The following is a 15,949-nucleotide window of genomic DNA, read 5'->3' as shown; positions in this document are numbered from 1 at the left end:
TCAACTCCTTACTGCGCTTGAACCCGCAGCTCAGCTGCGGAACGGCTACGGTGGCCCAACAGTGCTTTCACATCGCTGGATTTCGGTTTAACCAATGCAAACTTGGTCACCCATTCTGGCCAGTTAGCCAGAATCTCTTCGCCACGGCTAGAACCGGTCAACTGAACGTGTTCAGTGATCAGCCCACGCAGATGTTCTTCATGGATAGCCAATTGCTCGACATCCAGCACTTCTACCAGCTCAGGGTTAACACGTTTACGGAATTCACCGTCTTCATCGAGAACATAAGCGAAGCCACCGGTCATACCGGCACCAAAGTTAATCCCAGTACGGCCCAGAACACAGACAATCCCGCCAGTCATATATTCACAACCGTTATCACCGATACCTTCAACGACAGTGATCGCCCCGGAGTTACGTACTGCGAAGCGTTCACCCGCCCGGCCTGCGGCGAACAATTTACCGCCGGTGGCACCGTATAGGCAGGTGTTACCGATGATGCTCGCTTCATGGCTGCGGAAGTTGGAACCGACTGGCGGACGTACTGCGATACGGCCACCAGCCATCCCCTTACCGACGTAGTCATTTGCGTCACCAGTCAGCATCAGCTCAACGCCGCCTGCATTCCATACCCCAAAACTCTGCCCGGCAGTCCCTGAGAAATAAGTTTTGATCGGATCCGTTACCAACCCTTGATCGCCATGTTTCGTGGCAATCGCCCCCGATAATGCTGCACCGACGGAGCGGTCAGTGTTGCGAATATCAAAATAGAACGTCTTACTTTGTTTGGTTTCTATATAGGGTTCAGCCTGAGAGAGTAACTCTTTGTTCAGTAAGCCTTTATCGAACGGCGGGTTACTTTCAGTACAATACAGCGCCTTGCCCGGATGTGGCGTTGCTGTTTTCAGCATTGGCGACAGATCCAGTTTGTTTTGCTTCGCTGAGATGCCATCCAGTTCCAGCAACATATCGGTTCGGCCAATTAAATCAACCAGTTGACTCACGCCCAGTTCGGCCATAATTTCGCGAGTTTCACGGGCGATGAAGTGGAAGTAGTTCACTACGCGTTCCGGTAAGCCGTGATAATGGTCACGACGCAATTTTTCATCTTGCGTAGCCACGCCGGTCGCGCAGTTATTCAGGTGGCAAATACGTAAGTATTTACACCCTAGCGCCACCATAGGGCCGGTGCCAAAACCGAAGCTTTCCGCCCCCAAAATAGCGGCTTTAACAATATCAACACCAGTTTTCAGGCCGCCATCAACTTGCAGGCGGATCTTATGGCGTAACCCATTGGCCACCAACGCTTGTTGTGTTTCAACCAGACCCAGTTCCCATGGGCAACCGGCATACTTCACCGAAGACAGCGGGCTGGCACCGGTACCACCGTCGTAACCGGCAATGGTAATTAAATCGGCGTAAGCTTTTGCGACACCGGTCGCAATGGTGCCGACACCCGGTTCAGATACCAGTTTCACCGAAATCAGGGCTTTCGGATTGACCTGCTTCAAATCGAAAATTAGCTGAGCCAAGTCTTCGATTGAATAAATATCATGATGTGGTGGCGGGGAGATCAATGTCACACCTGGTACGGAATAGCGCAGTTTGGCGATATACGGTGTGACTTTATCACCCGGTAACTGGCCCCCTTCGCCGGGTTTCGCTCCCTGAGCCACTTTGATCTGGATAACATCCGCATTGACCAAATATGCTGGTGTTACGCCGAAGCGGCCAGAGGCCACCTGCTTGATACGGGATACCTTATTGGTACCGTAACGGGCTGGGTCTTCGCCTCCTTCGCCGGAATTCGAGAAGCCTCCCAAGCTGTTCATAGCGATAGCCAGTGATTCATGGGCTTCCGGGCTTAAGGCACCGATAGACATTGCAGCAGTATCAAAACGTTTAAACAGAGATTCAGCCGGTTCAACTTGATCCACCGGAATCGGGGTGCCTTGCGGTTTAATGGCTAACAGATCACGCAGTGTGGCAATCGGGCGCTCATTAACCAGCTTGGCGTATGCCTGATAATCGCTATATTCACCGCTATGAACGGCTTTTTGTAAAGTGCTGACCACATCTGGGTTGTAGGCGTGGTATTCGCCGTTGTGGACAAATTTCAGCAAACCGCCTTGATCCAGAGGCTTACGTTTCAGCCAGGCGCGTTTGGACAGATTCTGTAAATCCTGTTGGAAATCACTGAAGCTGGCCCCGCCGATACGGCTGACAACACCCTGGAAACAGAGATCAGACAAATCACGATGCAAACCAACCGCTTCAAACAGTTTGGAGCAGCGGTAAGAGGCCACCGTCGAGATGCCCATTTTGGACATGATCTTGTACAGACCCTTATTGATACCATTGCGATAATTGAGCATCACATCGCGATACTTTTTATCAATCGCTTGGGAATCAACCAGTTTGGCCAATGATTCATAAGCCAGATAAGGGTATATCGCTGTCGCACCAAAACCGAGCAGCACCGCGAAGTGGTGCGGGTCACGTGCGCTGGCGGTTTCGACAATAATATTCGCGTCACAGCGTAGGCTTTTTTCTACCAGACGCGTCTGGATCGCACCGACAGCCATGGGGGCTGGCACTGGCAAGCGATTAGGCGCAATAGCACGGTCTGATAGCACCAACATAACGGCACCATCACGGACTTTACGCTCTGCTTCATCACACAGCGACAGTACAGCTTGCTCCAAGCCATTCTCTGCAGGATTGAACGTTAGATCTAAACGGTCAGCACGGTAATGTTCCCCTTCCAGCGTGGTTAATTGCTGAAAATCAGAGTAAAGCAAGATCGGCGATTTAAAGCTCAAACGGTGAGCCTGTCCCTCAGCTTCGCAGAATACGTTCATCTCACGGCCAATACTGGTCGCCAGTGACATAACGTGTGCTTCACGCAGTGGATCGATAGGGGGGTTAGTCACCTGAGCAAATTGCTGGCGGAAATAGTCATAAATAATGCGCGGGCCGCTGGAGAGCACTGCAAATGGCGTGTCATCGCCCATCGACCCAGTGGCTTCCTGACCGTTTTCACCCAGTACACGAATGATTTGATCCAGCTCTTCATTGCTGTAACCAAACTGCTTCTGATAACTTTCCAACAGCGATTCATCTAACTGACGGTTCCCTACCTGCTCTTCCGGTAGGTCTTCGAACGGCACCAGACGCTTAACGTTCTTTTCCATCCACTCTTTATACGGGTGGCGGCTTTTCAGATCGTTGTCCGTTTCGGCGGAATGCAAAATTTTACCGCTGCGGGTATCAATCACCATGAGTTCGCCAGGACCCACGCGGCCTTTTTCAACCACCTCATCGGGCTGGTAATCCCAAATCCCGACTTCCGAGGCACAGGTAATCAGTTTGTCTTTGGTGATGACGTAGCGCGCAGGGCGTAGGCCATTACGGTCAAGGTTACAGGCCGCGTAACGACCATCAGACATCACGATCCCTGCGGGGCCATCCCACGGTTCCATATGCATGGAGTTGAAGTCAAAGAAGGCGCGCAGATCGGTGTCCATATCTGGGTTGTTCTGCCAGGCCGGTGGCACTAACAGACGCATTGCACGGATCAAGTCCATCCCACCACTGAGGAACAGTTCCAACATGTTATCCAGCGAGCTGGAGTCAGAGCCGGTCTCATTGACGAAGGGGGCCGCATCCTGCAAATCCGGAATTAATGGCGTTTTAAATTTATAGGCACGGGCCTTGGCCCATTGGCGGTTACCGGCGATGGTGTTGATTTCGCCGTTATGTGCCAGATAGCGGAACGGCTGAGCCAGCGGCCAGCGAGGGACGGTATTGGTGGAGAAACGTTGATGGAACAGACAAATTGCCGATTCGAGGCGCAAGTCAGCCAAATCAAGATAGAAGCGTGGCAAATCCGCAGGCATACATAAGCCTTTATAGATTGTCACCAGATTCGAGAAGCTACACGCGTAGAAATCTTTATCTGATATACGCTTTTCAATACGGCGTCGTGCCACAAATAAGCGACGTTCCATATCACGCGAGCGCCAGCCTGCAGGGGCGTTCACAAAAATTTGTTCAATCCGGGGCAGGGAGGAGAGAGCGATTTCACCGAGTACATCTGGGTTAGTCGGCACTTCACGCCAGCCGACAATCGACAGCGTTTCATTTTGCAATTCTTCTTCTACAATGCGGCGGCTTGCCTTAGCGAGTTCTTCGTCCTGACTGAGAAACATCATACCTACGGCATAGTTTTTGGCCAAACGCCATCCGCGTTCTTCAGCGACCATCCGGAAAAAGCGATCCGGTTTTTGCAATAATAAGCCACAACCATCGCCAGTCTTGCCATCAGCAAGGATCGCGCCACGGTGTTGCATACGGGCCAGTGCGTGTATAGCGGTGCGCACTACCTTATGGCTAGGTTCGCCTTCTATATGGGCGATTAGGCCGAAACCACAGTTGTCCCTCTCTTGGGATTGATCATACAACATATCAGTGAACCTCCCCAGGCTCTGTGAGACTCTCACAAACCAGCTCGTAAAGGACATATTGATATCAGACAGTGTGGGCTGACAGGCGCGTGTTTTGCGGCAAATCTGCTTTTCCGCCCTCCGCCAATGGCCTCTCGTGACGGTTCTCACAAGTGGTAAAAGACTTGTTTTAAGAGGGAGTCTTAAATTACTGCATAATTATGACTAGACGTTTGCCCGTTTAGAAATCTTCCAGCGGACTTCCAACTTAGCGAGAAAGAATACGCAGGTCAAATATAAGCATGAGATATATCTTTATGGTAATAAATGCTCTTATCATTATGAATAATATTGATTTATTTCCATTTTCCACCTGTCGAATGCTCCATGAAGCAGACACAAATATGTGAGCTGTCTCACTATAGTGTAATCGTCAAATCTCTGCACAATGCTAGCGTGGATGGGGATGCTAGAATTATAGACTGATTTTGTTTTATTTATTAGATTTTAAAACTATTTTTCACCGATTTGTAATAGAAGCGCTAAGAGCTTGGCTGGAATAAGAAAATTTAATAATCGGTCAAGTGGTTTTATTTGCATTTATGATGAATGGTTATGCAGGGTTGCACCCAAAAGCGTGGGAGTTGATCTCTGTCATCGCATGCGACATCGTCGGCGGGTTAGGCTTATCCCCTTAATTTGACGTTACAGCGGTATTCGCGGCCCTCACTTATCCGGTTTACTGACTTAATTCAGATCCGCAGGATTCGCTCGTTTGCTGCTTGGCCGCAACGCTAATAGCTTTGGGGATGGGTTCTTTTTGACAGGCAGTGCCAAGATTATGCAGTTGCAGCAATTAGTCAATATGTTTGGTGCGGACTTACAGCACCGTTATGGCGAAAAAATTCATAAACTCACGCTGCATGGCGGGTTTAGTTGCCCGAATCGTGATGGAACACTGGGACGTGGCGGGTGCACCTTTTGTCAGGTTGCCTCCTTTGCTGATGAGCAAATGCAGCAGCAAAGTATCACTCAGCAGTTAGCGATACAGGCAAAAAAAGCCAATCGAGCGAATCGTTACCTGGCTTATTTTCAGGCCTATACCAGTACTTATGCAGAGGTGAATGCGTTAGCCGCAATGTACCAACAGGCATTGTGCGAGGCCGATATTGTGGGCCTGTGCGTGGGTACTCGCCCGGATTGTGTGCCAGATGCCGTTCTGGATTTGCTGAGCAGCTACCAGCAACAAGGTTATGAAGTTTGGCTTGAGTTGGGTCTACAAACGGCTAATGATAAAACGCTCAAACGTATTAACCGTGGACATGATTTTGCCTGCTACCAGCAAACGGCCCGCCGCGCTCGCGCTCGTGGTCTGAAAGTGTGTTGCCATTTAATTGTGGGTTTACCAGGAGAGGAGCGGGCACAGGGGATGGAAACCTTGGAAAAAGTGGTCACCACAGGTATTGATGGGATAAAACTGCATCCACTGCATATCGTGGAAGGCAGTACGATGGCGAAAGCCTGGCGGGCGGGGCGTTTAACGGCGTTGGCGCTGGAGGATTATATTCTCACCGCAGGTGAAATGATTCGCCATACACCCGCAGAGATTGTCTATCATCGGATTTCTGCCAGTGCGCGCCGCCCTACATTGCTGGCCCCCTTGTGGTGTGAGAATCGTTGGACAGGCATGAATGAGCTGAATAATTACTTACTCCAGCATGGCGCACAGGGTACCGCCATTGGGGATGCTTATTGCTATGGCTAAAATGCTTATCGCCATGGTTAAGATATTTATTATTACAGTTTGTGGGGTATCTATCGGCTGGCATTATCTGCCGTTTGCTTACTGTTCAGGTCCATAAAAGCGTTATTCCCCGATATCTCCCACGTGATCTGCAATCTTTTCCACACTTCTGAGTAACCTGGCTTATCTCTTTGTGGTTTTACGGTATGATTTATCCGATAAGCACTGACAGAGGTTGCTATGAAGCAAATCAGGGTATTAGCCCAGTACTATGTTGATTTAATGGTTAAATTAGGGCTGGTGCGCTTTTCGCTGCTACTGGCATCGGTATTGGTGTTATTGGCGATGGTTGTTCAAATGGCCGTCACCTTCGTATTGCGCGGCTCTGTTGAAACTCTCGATCTGGTGCGCTCCATTTTCTTTGGTTTGCTGATAACTCCTTGGGCCGTGTATTTCCTGTCGGTTGTGGTTGAGCAACTGGAAGAGTCGCGCCAGCGTCTGTCTCGGTTGGTTGATAAGCTCGAAGTGATGCGTCATCGCGATCTGGAGCTGAACAAGCAACTGACAGAAAATATTACGCAACTGAATCAAGAGATTGTTGAACGCGAAAAAGCAGAGAAAGCGCATCTGCAAGTGGTCGATAAACTGAAAGAAGAGATGGGCCACCGCGAGCAGGCGCAGATTGAGCTGGGGCAGCAATCGGCCTTATTACGTTCTTTTCTCGATGCCTCGCCAGATTTGGTTTATTACCGTAACGAAGATAATGAGTTTTCTGGTTGCAACCGCGCAATGGAATTGTTGACGGGTAAAAGTGAGAAGCAACTGGTCGGATTGACCCCAAAAGATGTTTATGCACCGGATATCGCCGAGAAAGTGATGGAGACAGATGAGAAAGTTTTCCGCCATAACGTCTCTCTTACCTACGAACAGTGGCTGGTTTACCCTGATGGCCGTAAAGCCTGTTTTGAACTGCGTAAAGTGCCTTTTTATGACCGTGTCGGTAAAAGACATGGGCTAATGGGCTTTGGGCGCGATATAACCGAGCGTAAGCGCTACCAGGATGCGCTGGAGAATGCCAGTAGGGATAAGACGACATTTATCTCAACAATCAGCCACGAGCTACGTACGCCGCTTAATGGCATCGTTGGCCTCAGTCGCATCTTATTAGATACCGAATTAGATGCCGAACAACTGAAATACCTAAAAACCATTCATGTCAGTGCTATCACTCTTGGGAATATTTTCAACGATATCATTGAGATGGATAAACTGGAGCGGCGAAAAGTACAGCTCGATAATCAACCAGTTGATTTTACTGGGTTCATGGCCGATCTGGAAAACCTCTCCGGTTTACTGGTGCAGCCAAAAGGATTGAAATTCATTATGGAACCGCAGTTGCCATTACCGGAGAAAGTGATTGCCGATGGGACCCGGCTGCGCCAAATCCTGTGGAACCTGATTGGTAATGCGGTGAAATTCACCCAGCAAGGCAAAATTGTGGTGCGGGTACGGCGGGAGGGTAATGACCGCCTAATTTTTGAAGTAGAAGATTCAGGCATGGGGATACCGGAAGACGAACAGGATAAAATTTTCGCCATGTATTATCAGGTGAAAGATCGTAATGGTGGCCGCCCGGCCACAGGCACCGGTATCGGCCTCGCTGTCTCTAAACGGCTGGCACAGAGTATGGGCGGTGATATTACGGTGAAAAGTACGCAGGGGGCGGGTTCTTGCTTCACCTTAACCATTAAGGCACCTGCGGTACAGGAAGCCTCCAACGCGCCGTCAGGCGACAATATACCATTACCTGCTCTTCATGTACTGCTGGTGGAAGACATCGAGCTGAACGTCATTGTTGCGCGTTCAGTTCTGGAAAAATTGGGGAACAGTGTTGAAGTGGCGATGAATGGTCACGATGCATTAGCCATGTTTAACCCAGACGATTTTGATTTGGTTTTATTAGATATTCAGTTGCCTGATATGAGCGGGCTGGATATCGCCCGGCAAATTCGGGCTGAATATGGCAAGCAGTCATTGCCCCCGTTGGTCGCATTAACCGCTAACGTTCTTAAAGATAAGAAAGAATATTTAGACGCCGGCATGGACGACGTGCTGAGTAAGCCACTGTCAGTCCCTGCACTGACGGCCATGATTAAGCAATTTTGGGATAGTAAGCCCTCTTCCGCGGTACAAAAACAGGAGCATAAAGTGATGCAAACCCATGAATCGTTACTTGATACCACCATGCTGGAACAATACATCGATTTAGTTGGCCCACAGTTGATTCATCAAAGTCTGGAGATGTTTGAACAGATGATGCCAGGTTATTTGGCGGTGCTGGATTCAAATATGACAGCGCGGGACCAAAAGGGGATCACGGAAGAAGCACACAAAATTAAAGGGGCGGCAGGTTCTGTTGGTTTACGCCACATACAGCAACTGGCCCAACAGATTCAGACACCGACATTGCCAGCATGGTGGGATAACGTGCAGGACTGGGTCGATGAGTTAAAATTAGAATGGCGTAATGATGTTCAGGTGTTGCGTGAGTGGGCAGCGGAAGTTGAAAAAAAATAACCCCGACCGAGTACTGCGCCAACACCAGGGAAAACGTTAACCTGCGTATTATTTCGATTTCGAGTGAATTCGCAGGTTGTCAGGATTCTTCTATACATCATACAAGCAACAACATAGCAAATGTAAGCGCTCTTGTTACAAGATTCATTAAAATTTGTGATAGAGATTGGTCTTTGTTACTAGAACGGGTTAAGTGATTGACAGAGGAAGACAAGGGAGAAGCGAGATGAAAACAGTTGGCGTAGTGCTCAGTGGATGTGGTGTTTTGGATGGCGCTGAAATCCATGAATCTGTCTTAACAATGCTGGCATTGGATCGTGCGGGCGCAGAGGTTTTGTTTTTCGCGCCAGACAAACCTCAACTTCATGTTATTAATCATATTACTGGTGAGGTTGTTGCAGAGGAACGGAACGTTTTAGTGGAGTCTGCCCGCATTGCCCGTGGCCTGATTACCCCCCTTTCTGTTGCTGATCCAGAGGTATTAGATGCGCTTATTGTACCGGGAGGTTTTGGGGCAGCAAAAAACCTCTGCGACTTTGCCATTAATGGGGTCGAATGTTCCGTTGAACCCGATTTATATAAGTTAATTCAATTAATGCATAAGTCCGGTAAACCAATTGGATTGATGTGTATTTCCCCGGTGATGCTGCCTAAGCTGTTGGGCAAACCCATTCGACTGACAATTGGTAACGATCCCGATACGATTGATGCCATTGAAATTATGGGGGGGGAGCATGTTATTTGCCCAGTTGATGATGTTGTCATTGATATGGAAAATAAAGTGGTGACGACACCGGCTTACATGTTGGCTGGCTCCATTTCAGAAGCGGCTAAAGGTATTGATAAATTGGTCACGAAAGTCTTGGATTTAACTGAATGACCTCAGTCAGGTGGGGATTAAGTCGATTTTGGTATTGGGGGAAACGGGGTGTTATCGGCATTATTGCGCTGTGGATGGCCGGTATTCTGATTTTTGCTTTTTTGCCGGTCCCGTTTTCTATGGTCATGATAGAAAGGCAACTGGGTGCCTGGCTGACCGGTGATTTCGCTTATGTTGCCCACTCTGATTGGGTACCAATGGATGAAATTTCACCCTATATGGCGTTGGCCGTCATGGCTGCAGAGGATCAAAAATTCCCTGACCACTGGGGGTTTGATGTCGGTGCCATCGAATCAGCGCTGTCCCATAATCAGCGAAATCAAAAGCGTATCCGTGGGGCATCGACGTTATCACAGCAAACGGCTAAAAACTTGTTTCTTTGGGATGGCCGTAGCTGGGTACGCAAAGGGTTGGAAGTCGGATTGACTGCGGGAATTGAATTGATATGGACGAAGCGCCGTATCCTAACGGTTTATCTGAATATTGCCGAATTTGGTAATGGTATCTTTGGGGTCGAAGCTGCTGCGCGCCATTTTTTCAACAAGCCCGCCAGCAAATTAAGCGCCTCGGAAGCCGCATTATTAGCGGCAGTGCTGCCGAATCCACTTCGTTTTAAGGTTAATGCGCCGTCTGGTTATGTTATTTCCCGCCAGCAATGGATTTTGCGCCAGATGCGCCAGTTAGGGGGCAAAGCATTCTTGCAGGAAAATAGGCTGGATTGATAGTGATACCCTCCGACTTTGATGTTTCTACCGGAGTTTGTCGCTCTTGGTTAAATTACGGGCAGGGGCAAGCTCATTGGCGTTTATCCACCAGTTGGCTGCCTGTGAGATACTAATGACGTTAGGTATCGATGTGGCAGATAAAAAAACGGGCCTGGCGGTTTAGCGCTAAGCCCGTGATAAATCTTATTTAATATTCTTTAAAACAAGGTTTTATTTAACACTTATCTTATTTAACACTTATGTTATTTCACAATAGTGAAGGCCGTCGTGACGTGTTTAACGCCGCTGACCTTGCTGGCGATCTGTGCCGCCGATTGCCCTTCTTGTTGAGTGACCAGGCCCAGCAAGAAGACTTCGCCGTTTTCAGTCGTCACTTTGACGTTAGAAGATTTAACCGAATCACTGGTCAGCAACTGTGAACGTACTTTGGTCGTGATCCAGGTATCCATTGACGCAGTGCTCAGATCAACCGGTTTCCCCACACGCATCTCGTTGTACACTTCCGTTGCACCATCGACACCAGAGGCAATCTGCTTAGCGCGGTTGGACAGTTCAGCTGATGGGGTTTGCCCGGTTAGCAATACTTTTCCCTGATAAGCCGTTACCACAAATCGTGTTTGGCTCTTGATTTCTTGATCTTTGCTCAAGGCATTAACGACTCTGGCTTCCAGCGTGCCGTCATCTACTTGCGTACCGATGGTACGTGGATCTGTAGCGGTTTTTGTGGCAACCGCCGCACTACCGACGACCACTGCGCCGACACAGCCCTGCAAAAGTAGGGCGCTGAATAGCATGGCAAATATGTAACCAACCTTCATTGGTGCTCCTTTAATCGTCCTGATGAGGAAATAGAGTGTTGTCAATTAAGTCACACAAGCAATTCACTGTGAGCATGTGCAGTTCTTGAACCCTGGCTCCACGGTGTGAAGGAATACGGATTTCGACATCCAACTGGCCTAACAGGCCAGCCAGTTCGCCGCCATCATAACCGGTGAGAGCGACAATGGTCATATCCCGAGTAACTGCTGCTTCGACCGCTTTAACAATATCACGGCTATTGCCACGAGTGGAAATAGCGAGCAAAACATCCCCGGCCTGGCCAAGCGCCCGTACTTGTTTGGCGTAAACCTCGTCATGTAAGCGATCGTTAGTGATCGCCGTTAAAACAACATTATCAGCATTCAGAGCGATAGCGGGCAGACTTGGCCGCTCGGTTTCAAAGCGATTTATCATGCTGGCAGCAAAATGCTGCGCATTCGCTGCAGAAGTCCCGTTACCACAGCAGAGAATTTTATTGCCGTTGAGCAATGACTGGACCAGCGCCATCGCTGCACAGGATATAGCATCAGGCAGAGCTTCCGCCGCCGCAATCTGGGTTTGAATACTTTCAGTAAAGCAGCCTTTGATTCTTTCCAGCACGTTGATTTAACCCATTCAGTAAAATTAATATACCCGCCATACTTCAAGCTGCATGTGCGTTGGCTACGCTCAATAACCCTAACCACTTACTGGTCGTTGACTTTAAAGTAAGCTCATCGGGATTAGTGAACCTCATCCCTAAGGTTCACCCTTCGGGCAGCATAAATGCTGTTCAAATGGGTTCCAGGCCAATTTGTCTCTCCCTTGCCGCCTTCCTGCAACTCGAATTATTTAGGGTATAGCTCGGTATCAATCGGAGAATAAACATCAATCCGTATTGAAAGCATTGGGTAGCCATTCTAACTGGTTACCGGTGATCGCAAATACATCAAAACGACATGATGTTGTGGCAAAACTATCGCCACGCTGTGCCAGCCAAACAGCGGCGGCCAGACGTAGCCGTTGTTGCTTGCGCGGGGTGATACTGGCGGCCGCGCCACCAAACAGGTCATTGCGTCGGAAGCGAACCTCAACAAATACCCACATATCCCCGTCACGCATAATAAGGTCAATTTCGCCTCCACGGAAGGCAACATTGGCCGCTTGAAAAACGAGACCCGCCCGCTCCAGATGGCGACGAGCCAGGTTTTCGTAATGTGCGCCAGTATCCCGTTGGCTCATCAATGGTCCCTAAAATCTTTAATCACTCGACAGTATTTTCTACAATATTATTTTCTACAACACCATTCTCTACAACATATGAGAAAAATGTGACTGAATTATGCGAGTGGTACCACCATTCCCTGACGATATTGTAACCACGGTAGCTTACGGGTGATAACACAATCTGATGATGCAGTTAAATCACCGGTGGCCCCTTTGACCTGGAAGCCAGGGATTTGGCGCATTTCAGAAAAATGATTTGCCAATGCCCAGGCATCAATCCCCATGGCGTATAAGCGCACCAGAGAATAATCGTTAGCATATTTAGCCGATGCTTGTTGCAGCAACGCGGGGTTAGAGCCGGCCATCAACGGAATATCACTAAACTGTATGCCTTCCATTTCCAGACGGTAATCTGGGCCAGCACCTGCCTGGTAGCTACGTGAACTGGCAAACAGCGCAGGCTTACTACGTGAACTGGTTGCCATATCGATCATTGGCTTAATCAGGGTTAACTCAGATGGAGTCGCAATGATATAGACCGCATCAATGTTACCGCTCGAAGACGTTGACACTACCGGTGCATCGATTGGCGGTGCTGGAATGGTCAGGCCAGCAATAGTGACGGAGGCCGGGGCGGCGGCTACATTAGAAACGCTAACGGGGGTACCGGTCAGGCGAATACCTGCACCACTGTTGATAGATTGCTTCAACTCAGTAGTTGAACCGAAATTCTGTTGTAATACCGTTTGCCCACCTTGTTTTTGCCATTCGTCAGCGAATGCTTTAGCAATACGTTCACCAAGGGCACCACGAGGCACTAGCAGCAGTGGCAATCTTTTTTGCTGTTCCCATAGGTGATGCGCAGCATCACGTGCTTCATCTTCTGGTGATAGGGCAAAGTAACAGATGTTTGGGCTGTTATTGCTGGCTTCTGGTTGGTTCAACGCCAGAATATTCAATGTGCTTGGGGTGGTACTGAGTTGCTCAACTTCGGGTTTTAGCAGAGGGCCAACGACCAGTGTTGCACCATCTTGCTGGGCTTGAGCCAATAATGCTGCCAGCGGTTGAGTGTTGGTATCGTAGATTTTTACCTGTGCGTTGGTGGTGACGGGGGTTGTCACAGGGGCCGGAAGAGCGGCCGGTGTATCTCCTGAAACAACCGCAGCAGCCTCTATTGGGCTGCTTTCCGTCACATTTGGCATTACTGGTGCTGAAGTGGTTACCGATGATCCACTTTGGGCGGCAGTAAAACCTTGCTGGATGGCATCGGCGAATACCTGTGCCGGGCCACTTAATGGCAACAGCAGGGCAATTTTGGCGGTGGATGCCTGGCTGAAATTGCTGACCTGAGTTAATGCAGTTGGCAGGTTTTTCGCCGCCGGGTTTTGGGGATAACGGGTTTGCCAGTCTTTAATTCCGGCTTTCAGTAGCTCTGGATCTTGCTTGTTATCTTGATAAACATGCAGTAAATCCAGCCAGCCTTGCAGCATATTTTCGTCTGCGTTGATCACCATGGTATTTAATTCTTGTGGTGTCAGTTGGGATAGCGACTGCCAAGTGCCATCGATATTATCTTGATGGGCTTTATCTGTCAGTAACGGTTCCTGAGCGATAAATGCACGAATCAATGGCAGGGTGGCTTTACCCTGATTGGCGGCGATTTGGGCCTGATAGTAGCGTACTTGTTGGTTAGCTGAGAGCTGGGTTGCCTCTAATTTGGCAAGAACATCAGCCGCCGCTGGCGTATTTTTCTGCGCGATCAACAGTTCAGCAGTTAGCAATTGCTGCTCCTGGCGCTGTGTGTCGCTCAGGTTGGTAGGGAGAGTGCTGAGTTGTTCGGCGGCCTGAGGTATTTTTGCTTCACGTAATAGGGCACGAATGGCAAGTAATTGCCAGTCAGCCTTGTTATCATCACTGCTCTGCTGCAACTGTTGCAGATAATAATCAGAGTTAGCGCTTGCTTCGTCCTGTATATTTACGGGGGACGGCGTTTGTGGCGCATCGCCTGTACAGGCCGCTAAAATAAGAGCAGCCAGAACGACAGGAACAAACCCTGCTTTAGAACGAACGAATGTTGAGGAAAGCATACTGTATCCAGTGATGTTTTTTTCAAGATGCTCAATATTAAATCGGTAATTCGGATGAAACAATGAATCAACACGATCGAGCAGTAATTTCTGCATCTACGCTTTATGTGGTACCTACCCCAATCGGTAATTTAGGGGACATTACCCACCGGGCGTTAGAGGTACTGAAAGGCGTTGATTTGATTGCGGCTGAAGATACACGCCATACGGGGTTGTTGTTACAACATTTTGCGATCAACGCCCGCCTGTTTGCACTTCATGACCATAACGAACAACAAAAAGCTGATCAGTTGCTGGCTAAACTGCAAGAAGGCCAGAGTATTGCGCTGGTTTCCGATGCAGGTACGCCACTGATTAACGATCCGGGCTACCATTTAGTGCGCCGTTGCCGTGAAGCTGGCATCAGAGTAGTGCCCTTGCCGGGCGCTTGTGCGGCGATTACCGCACTTTCTGCCGCAGGCCTTGCCTCAGATCGTTTTTGCTATGAAGGCTTCCTGCCAGCAAAAACCAAAGGGCGTAAGGATACTCTGCAAGCGTTGATTGAGGAACCTCGAACACTGATTTTCTATGAATCAACGCATCGCTTATTAGAAAGCTTACAGGATATGGTAACCGTACTTGGCCCACAACGCTATGTCGTACTGGCGAGAGAGCTGACCAAGACCTGGGAGTCTATTCACGGTGCGCCAGTCGGTGAGTTGCTGGCTTGGGTTAAGGAAGAAGAGACTCGCCGCCGTGGTGAGATGGTTTTGATTGTCGAGGGGCATAAAGTACAGTCCGATGATGCATTACCGGCTGATGCACTGCGCACACTGGCTTTACTGCAAAAAGAGTTACCGCTGAAAAAAGCTGCCGCATTAGCCGCGGAAATTCATGGAGTCAAAAAGAATGCGCTCTATAAATATGCTTTAGAGCAGCAACAAAACGATGTAGAAACAGAAGAGGATGACATTCAGCAGTAATGTGCCTATAATCCGCCGCGGAGTTGACTAGACAGTCGCCGCTTCATTGCCGTCCCTTTCGGGGGAGACAGGTGGAGGGGAGGAAAGTCCGGGCTCCATAGGGCAGGGTGCCAGGTAACGCCTGGGAGGCGCAAGCCTACGACAAGTGCAACAGAGAGCAAACCGCCGATGGCCCGCGTAAGTGGGATCAGGTAAGGGTGAAAGGGTGCGGTAAGAGCGCACCGCGCGGCTGGCAACAGTTCGTGGCATGGTAAACTCCACCCGGAGCAAGGCCAAATAGGGGTTCACATGGTACGGCCCGTACTGAACCCGGGTAGGCTGCTTGAGCCAGTGAGTGATTGCTGGCCTAGAGGAATGACTGTCCACGACAGAACCCGGCTTACCGGTCAACTCCACTCATTCCACAAAATCCCGTTTCGGCGGGTTTTTGCTTTGCAGGATAGGGCGCGAGGGGAATGACTGTCCACGACACTTTTCATAAAAGAAAGCGGCTTACCGGTCAAC

At 49.3% G+C, this 15,949-nt stretch carries 10 protein-coding genes and 1 other RNA gene; 6 read left to right on the top strand and 5 right to left on the bottom strand.

Features of this window, described 5'->3' with window-relative positions:
• Positions 1-8: 8 nt before the first annotated feature.
• Positions 9-4,466, bottom strand: a complete 4,458-nt coding sequence (gltB, locus tag AC971_RS08715) for a glutamate synthase large subunit (RefSeq protein ID WP_025381584.1) — start codon at positions 4,464-4,466, stop codon at positions 9-11.
• Between the two features lie 820 nt (positions 4,467-5,286).
• On the opposite strand from gltB, the gene mnmL reads away from it, so the two are divergent.
• The 4 genes from mnmL (at position 5,287) to mtgA (ending at position 10,368) form a co-directional block, all read left to right on the top strand.
• Positions 5,287-6,210, top strand: coding sequence for a tRNA modification radical SAM protein MnmL/YtqA (gene mnmL, locus AC971_RS08710; protein ID WP_038402437.1), 924 nt, complete (start codon positions 5,287-5,289; stop codon positions 6,208-6,210).
• 219 nt (positions 6,211-6,429) lie between these two features.
• Entirely contained in the window at positions 6,430-8,766 is a 2,337-nt protein-coding gene (gene arcB / locus AC971_RS08705) for an aerobic respiration two-component sensor histidine kinase ArcB (RefSeq protein WP_025381582.1), read from the top strand.
• Positions 8,767-8,992: 226 nt separating this feature from the next.
• Entirely contained in the window at positions 8,993-9,646 is a 654-nt protein-coding gene (gene elbB, locus AC971_RS08700) for an isoprenoid biosynthesis glyoxalase ElbB (RefSeq protein ID WP_025381581.1), read from the top strand.
• The gene (mtgA, locus tag AC971_RS08695; RefSeq protein WP_025381580.1) at positions 9,643-10,368 is read left to right on the top strand and encodes a monofunctional biosynthetic peptidoglycan transglycosylase; all 726 of its coding nucleotides are present in this window, start codon (positions 9,643-9,645) and stop codon (positions 10,366-10,368) included. The genes elbB and mtgA overlap by 4 nt, the downstream gene beginning before the upstream one ends.
• 245 nt (positions 10,369-10,613) lie before the next feature.
• On the opposite strand, the gene dolP is transcribed toward mtgA, so the two are convergent.
• From dolP to AC971_RS08675, 4 genes are all read right to left on the bottom strand, one after another.
• A complete protein-coding gene (gene dolP, locus AC971_RS08690) occupies positions 10,614-11,189 on the bottom strand; it encodes a division/outer membrane stress-associated lipid-binding lipoprotein (RefSeq protein ID WP_025381579.1) in 576 nt (191 codons plus the stop codon).
• Between the two features lie 10 nt (positions 11,190-11,199).
• Positions 11,200-11,790, bottom strand: a complete 591-nt coding sequence (diaA, locus tag AC971_RS08685; protein WP_011193139.1) for a DnaA initiator-associating protein DiaA — start codon at positions 11,788-11,790, stop codon at positions 11,200-11,202.
• Positions 11,791-12,057: 267 nt separating this feature from the next.
• A complete protein-coding gene (locus tag AC971_RS08680) occupies positions 12,058-12,411 on the bottom strand; it encodes a YraN family protein (protein WP_025381578.1) in 354 nt (117 codons plus the stop codon).
• A 98-nt stretch (positions 12,412-12,509) separates the two neighbouring features.
• Positions 12,510-14,483, bottom strand: a complete 1,974-nt coding sequence (locus tag AC971_RS08675; RefSeq protein WP_038402435.1) for a penicillin-binding protein activator — start codon at positions 14,481-14,483, stop codon at positions 12,510-12,512.
• Positions 14,484-14,545: 62 nt separating this feature from the next.
• On the opposite strand from AC971_RS08675, the gene rsmI reads away from it, so the two are divergent.
• Positions 14,546-15,445 carry a 16S rRNA (cytidine(1402)-2'-O)-methyltransferase gene (gene rsmI, locus AC971_RS08670; RefSeq protein ID WP_025381576.1) on the top strand — a complete coding sequence of 300 codons (900 nt, stop codon included), beginning with the start codon at positions 14,546-14,548 and terminating at the stop codon, positions 15,443-15,445.
• Positions 15,446-15,464: 19 nt separating this feature from the next.
• An RNA gene (rnpB, locus tag AC971_RS21955) (RNase P RNA component class A) lies at positions 15,465-15,843 on the top strand.
• Positions 15,844-15,949: the final 106 nt, after the last annotated feature.

Source organism: Yersinia similis (assembly GCF_001053095.1).
Lineage (GTDB): Bacteria > Pseudomonadota > Gammaproteobacteria > Enterobacterales > Enterobacteriaceae > Yersinia > Yersinia similis.
The sequence above is the reverse complement of the archived record's forward strand: the minus strand, read 5'-3'. Positions and strand labels throughout refer to the sequence as shown.